Consider the following 781-nt stretch of genomic DNA (forward strand, 5'->3'; position numbering starts at 1 on the left):
CGCGGTGTCTTTGATTCGGAACTATGTGAACGACTCTATTCGCCTTCCTGCTTTCGTAATGATTATTGCTTCGCTCGTAACTTGCGCGGAGCTACTCATGCAAGCCTTTACCTATGAGTTGTACCAGATTCTAGGCATTTTCATTCCGTTAATCGTAACTAACTGTGCGATTTTAGGACGTGCCGACGCCTATGCTAGTAAGAACAATCCACTTTTCGCCGCAGTTGATGGCTTTATGATGGGCTTAGGATTTCTCATCGTGTTGGTTCTTTTGGGCGCTGCACGCGAAGTGATTGGCCAAGGAGCATTATTTAGCAACATGCACCTCATTTTCGGTGACATGGCGCATGCTTGGGAGATTACACTTGTCGATGATTACAGTAACTTCCTGTTTGCGATATTGCCTCCTGGAGCCTTCGTCGGCATGGGTCTAATCATCGCCCTGAAAAACTGGATAGACACAGAAGTTGAGCGCCGACAAGTGTCCAATACAGAGCAAATAAAGGGCTCAAAACGCGTTCGAGTAACAGGAAATATTTCCTAAATTTCTATTTTGAGCATTCCCAAAATCTTGTACTAGACTTGCTTCCACATTAAGTCAGTAGAGATGTTTTTTGATGGGTGCACAAAAAGTCGTGTTTTTTCACGCTGCAGGACGCGATAGCTCGAGTTACGGCGAGTTAAATGAACTCGAAGGATCACTGCATCTCACACTTCCTACCGACACAGCATCATTAAGCTCAAATGACGATGTTGTGAAAGGCATTGCGCATCATCCGCA

At 45.2% G+C, this 781-nt stretch carries 1 protein-coding gene; it reads left to right on the forward strand.

The window, feature by feature from the left end:
* Window positions 1-544 (forward strand): electron transport complex subunit E (locus A3762_RS15910; protein ID WP_068756583.1); only part of this gene is annotated, 544 nt, incomplete at its 5' end.
* Window positions 545-781 lie beyond the last annotated feature (237 nt).

It is taken from the genome of Oleiphilus sp. HI0125, from assembly GCF_001635355.1.